The following is a 3,757-nucleotide window of genomic DNA, read 5'->3' as shown; positions in this document are numbered from 1 at the left end:
CGTGCGGCGCGGCGGCCAGGGCGGTGGGGCGGCGTCGGGGCGTCGGTCATGGCGCCCAGCGTAGGGCCGCGCGCGGCAGCCTAGGATCGAGGCCTCATGTTCCACGTCCTCTTCCACGAGCCCCGCATCGCGGGCAACACGGGCAACGCGATCCGCCTCTCGGCCGCGACCGGCAGCCACCTGCACCTCGTCGAGCCGCTCGGCTTCGACCTCGAGGACGCCAAGCTGCGCCGCGCCGGCCTGGACTACCACGACCTGGCCGCCGTGACGGTCCACCCGAGCCTCGAGGCGGCCTACGCGCAGCTGCTCCCGGCCCGGGTCTTCGCGTTCACGACCCAGGCGACGACGCGCTACACCGACGTGGCCTACGAGCCCGGCGACGTGCTCATGTTCGGCGCCGAGCCGACGGGGCTGCCCGACGCCGTGCAGCACGACGCCCGGGTCACCGACCGGCTGAGGCTGCCGATGCTGGCCTCACGCCGGTCGATGAACCTGGCGAACTGCGCCTCGATCGCGGTGTACGAGGCGTGGCGCCAGCACGACTTCGCCGGCGGACGGTAGCTACGCGAGCGTCGTGACGATCGACAGGTTGCCGGCGCCGTATCCGGGGACGTCGATCTTCACGTCCTCGCGGACGCCGATCGTCGCCGCCCACTGGGCGACGTCCGCGGGCAGGCCGCGGCCGGGCTCGAACGTCTCGAACAGACGCTGGTGCACCGGGCTCGCGTCGCCGATCGGGGCGGCGAGCACGTTGAGCACCTCGGCGGTGTTCTCGAGCAGGTTCGGGTACAGGTCCTTGTCGGCGATGGCGTCCTCGGCGGCGCCGACCGGCACCAGGCCGAGCGCGGCGCCGACGAAGGCGGCCAGCTTGAAGTCCATGACCGCGACGGTCGCGAGCCGGTTGTGGTCGTCGACGTAGGACGCGACGACGGGCAGCAGCCCGCGCTCGCCGTCGAGCACGACGCGGTCGCCGTCGGTCATCGAGACCTCACGGCCGAGCAGGCCGTCGAAGATGTCCTTGATCGCCTTGCGGGTGGGGAGCACGGCTGCCTCTCAGCCCAGCACGCCGCTGAGGGCGTCCTGGAACGACTCGGGGGTGAACGGCTTGGCGATGAGGAACAGCGCGCCGGCCTGCTCGGCGGTGGCGCGCATGTCGTCCGAGCCCTCCGACGTGACGAAGCCGAACGGACGGGTGTCGCCCTGCGCCGTGAGCGCGCGCAGCAGCTCGATGCCGGTCATGTTGGGCATGTTCCAGTCCGACAGGACCAGGTCGGGGTTCTCGGCGTTGACCTTGGCCAGGGCGTCGGCGCCGTCCACGGCCTCGACGACGTCGTGGTGGCCGAAGCCGGCCTGGCGCAGGGTGCGGACGACGATCTGACGCATCACGCGGCTGTCGTCGGCGACGAGGATCTTCATGGGGTGCTCCTCCGAGTGGGGCGAGGGGTGGCCGGTCAGGCGGACCGGTCGAGGATCTGGACGTAGACCGGGGCGCCGCGCCACGAGACGGCGACGCACTCGGCGGGGTCGGGCAGCTGGGCGGCCGGACGCACCTGGGGCAGGCCGAGGCGGCTCTCGCCCTCCAGGGCGCCCTTCACGCTGCCGCCGACGACGTTGAGGATCTCGCCGACCGCGTCGTGGACGTCGAGCTCGGGCAGCTCCTCGTCCTGCGGGGCGCCGAGCATCGTGGCCGCCATCTGGCGGGCCGCGTCGCCGTCGCAGAACAGGCGCAGCTCGCCGTTCCACGCGCCGGACACGGTGATGCTGGCCTCCAGGGCGCCGGCCAGCGCGTCCGAACCCTGGGGGAGGGGCTCGGCCACGGCGTACAGCATGGACTCCCAGACCTGCTCCAGCGCGGCCTGGACGAGCCCGGTGTCGGGTCCGGTCGTGACGGTCATGCGACGCCTCCGGGGGTCGGCACGAGCCCCAGCAGGTCGAGCTTCTCGACCAGGGCGTCGGGCGTGAACGGCTTGATCAGGTACTCGTGGGCGCCGGCCGCGAGCGCGCGGACGATGCGGTCCTGCTCGCTCTCGGTGGTCACCATCATGAGCGTGATGTCGCGCCACTCGGGGCGCGCCCGGATGGCCGTGACGAGCTCGAGCCCGTCCATGACCGGCATGTTCCAGTCGATGCACGCGACGGCGGGCAGCTCGTCCATCGACTCGAGCACGGTCAGGGCGTCCTGGCCGTCGGCGGCCTCGGACGTCTCGAAGCCCCGCTCGGTCAGGATGCGACCCACGATGCGGCGCATGGCCCGTGAGTCGTCAACAATCAACGCACGCATGAGCGCTGGTCCTCTCTGATTCGGTACACGGACGAGCGCCCCGCGGGGACGCGCTCCCAGGCGTCGTCGACGCCCATGGTCATCTCGGCGCGCGAGGAAGAGGTAGCCGTCGGGCGCCATCACCTGGCGCACGCGCCGCAGGATGTCACGCTTCGTGGCCAGGTCGAAGTAGATGAGCACGTTGCGCAGGAAGACGACGTCGAAGCGTCCCACCGGGCCGAACGGGCGCATGAGGTTGAGCTGGCGGAACTGCACCATCGCCGCGAGGTCGGGGTTGATCCGCCAGCTGATGCCCGCGCGCTGGAAGTGCTTGACCAGCGTCGTGACCGGCAGGCCGCGGTTGACCTCGAGCTGGGAGTACTCCCCCTTGCGCGCCTTGGCCAGGACCTCCTCGGACAGGTCGGTCGCGACGATGTCGACGTTCCAGCCGGCCACCTCGGGGGTGTCCCGCGTCGTCATCGCGATGCTGTACGGCTCCTGGCCGGTCGAGCACGCCGCCGCCCAGATGCGCAGGCTGCGGCCCGGACGCTCCTTGGCCAGCGTCGGCAGAACGTCCTGGCGCAGCGCGGTGAACGGGTCGGAGTCGCGGAAGAACGACGTCTCGTTGGTGGTCAGGGCCTCCACGACCTGGCGCAGCAGCGCCGGGTTGCGGGTGCGCTGCAGGTCGGCGACGAACACGTCGACCGACCCGTGGCCGTGCTGGCGGGCGAGCGGCAGCAGACGCGACTCGACGAGGTACTCCTTGCCCGTCTCCAGCACGATCGCGCTCTCGGCCCGCACGTGGTCACGCACGAAGCCGAACGCGTCGGCACCGATGCTCATGCTCGTCCCCCTCGATCGTCCACGAGCGCCTTGCTCGGAGCGAGCCGGCGCTGCACCTCCCCGGCGATCTGCGTCAGCGGCAGCAGCTGGTCGGCCAGCCCGGCGGCCGCGACGGCCCCCGGCATGCCCCAGACGACCGAGCTGGCCTGGTCCTGGGCGATGACGCTGCCGCCGCCGTCCACGACGTGCCGGGCGCCGACCGCGCCGTCCGACCCCATGCCGGTCAGCACGACGCCCAGCACGGGGCCGGACACCGCCTTGACCGCGGAGCGGAACAGGACGTCGACGGCGGGCCGGCAGTAGTTCTCCGGCGGGTCCTGGTTGAGCCCGGCCACGAAGCCGTGCGTGCCCTGGCGCTGCACCGTGAGGTGGAAGTCGCCCGGGGCGATGGTGACGCTGCCCGGCTCCATGACCATGCCGACCTCGGCCTCGCGCACCGGGAAGCGGCACTGACGGTCCAGGCGCGCGGCGAACTGGCGCGTGAACAGCGGCGGCATGTGCTGCACGACCGCGACCGGCACCGGCAGCGGCTGCAGCGCGGTCAGGAAGGTGTGCAGGGCCTCGGGCCCGCCGGTCGAGCTGCCGATGACGAGCATCTGGTAGCCGCCGGCCGGCTGCACGCGACTCGCGCGTCGGCGGCAGGGCTGGCCGCGC

Annotated in this window: 6 protein-coding genes; 1 reads left to right on the top strand and 5 read right to left on the bottom strand. The window is 72.4% G+C overall.

The window, feature by feature from the left end; translation table 11 throughout:
- Nucleotides 1–96 precede the first annotated feature (96 nt).
- On the top strand, nt 97–561 hold the full coding sequence (locus tag AC2W7G_RS11305; protein ID WP_485868517.1) for a tRNA (cytidine(34)-2'-O)-methyltransferase: 465 nt from the start codon (nt 97–99) through the stop codon (nt 559–561).
- Here the strand turns inward: AC2W7G_RS11305 and AC2W7G_RS11300 are convergent, their stop codons facing one another.
- From AC2W7G_RS11300 to AC2W7G_RS11280, 5 genes are all read right to left on the bottom strand, one after another.
- On the bottom strand, nt 562–1,044 hold the full coding sequence (locus AC2W7G_RS11300; protein WP_485868516.1) for a hypothetical protein: 483 nt from the start codon (nt 1,042–1,044) through the stop codon (nt 562–564).
- A 9-nt stretch (nt 1,045–1,053) separates the two neighbouring features.
- The gene (locus tag AC2W7G_RS11295; protein ID WP_485868515.1) at nt 1,054–1,416 is read right to left on the bottom strand and encodes a response regulator; all 363 of its coding nucleotides are present in this window, start codon (nt 1,414–1,416) and stop codon (nt 1,054–1,056) included.
- Between the two features lie 35 nt (nt 1,417–1,451).
- Nucleotides 1,452–1,895 (bottom strand): chemotaxis protein CheX, encoded by a 444-nt coding sequence (locus tag AC2W7G_RS11290; RefSeq protein ID WP_485868514.1) that lies wholly within the window; start codon nt 1,893–1,895, stop codon nt 1,452–1,454.
- Entirely contained in the window at nt 1,892–3,103 is a 1,212-nt protein-coding gene (locus AC2W7G_RS11285) for a CheR family methyltransferase (protein WP_485868513.1), read from the bottom strand. The genes AC2W7G_RS11290 and AC2W7G_RS11285 overlap by 4 nt, the downstream gene beginning before the upstream one ends.
- Nucleotides 3,100–3,757 (bottom strand): CheB methylesterase domain-containing protein (locus AC2W7G_RS11280; protein WP_485868512.1); only part of this gene is annotated, 658 nt, incomplete at its 5' end. The genes AC2W7G_RS11280 and AC2W7G_RS11285, both read right to left, overlap by 4 nt.

Source organism: Aeromicrobium sp. PFPM2_SD2, from assembly GCF_057364525.1.
The sequence above is the reverse complement of the archived record's forward strand: the minus strand, read 5'-3'. Positions and strand labels throughout refer to the sequence as shown.

Coding starts and splice junctions, on each gene's coding strand:
- AC2W7G_RS11305 (WP_485868517.1), top strand. CDS start 97: ATGTTCCACGTCCTCTTCCACGAGCCCCGCATCGCGGGCAACACGGGC.
- AC2W7G_RS11295 (WP_485868515.1), bottom strand. CDS start 1,416: ATGAAGATCCTCGTCGCCGACGACAGCCGCGTGATGCGTCAGATCGTC.
- AC2W7G_RS11290 (WP_485868514.1), bottom strand. CDS start 1,895: ATGACCGTCACGACCGGACCCGACACCGGGCTCGTCCAGGCCGCGCTG.
- AC2W7G_RS11285 (WP_485868513.1), bottom strand. CDS start 3,103: ATGAGCATCGGTGCCGACGCGTTCGGCTTCGTGCGTGACCACGTGCGG.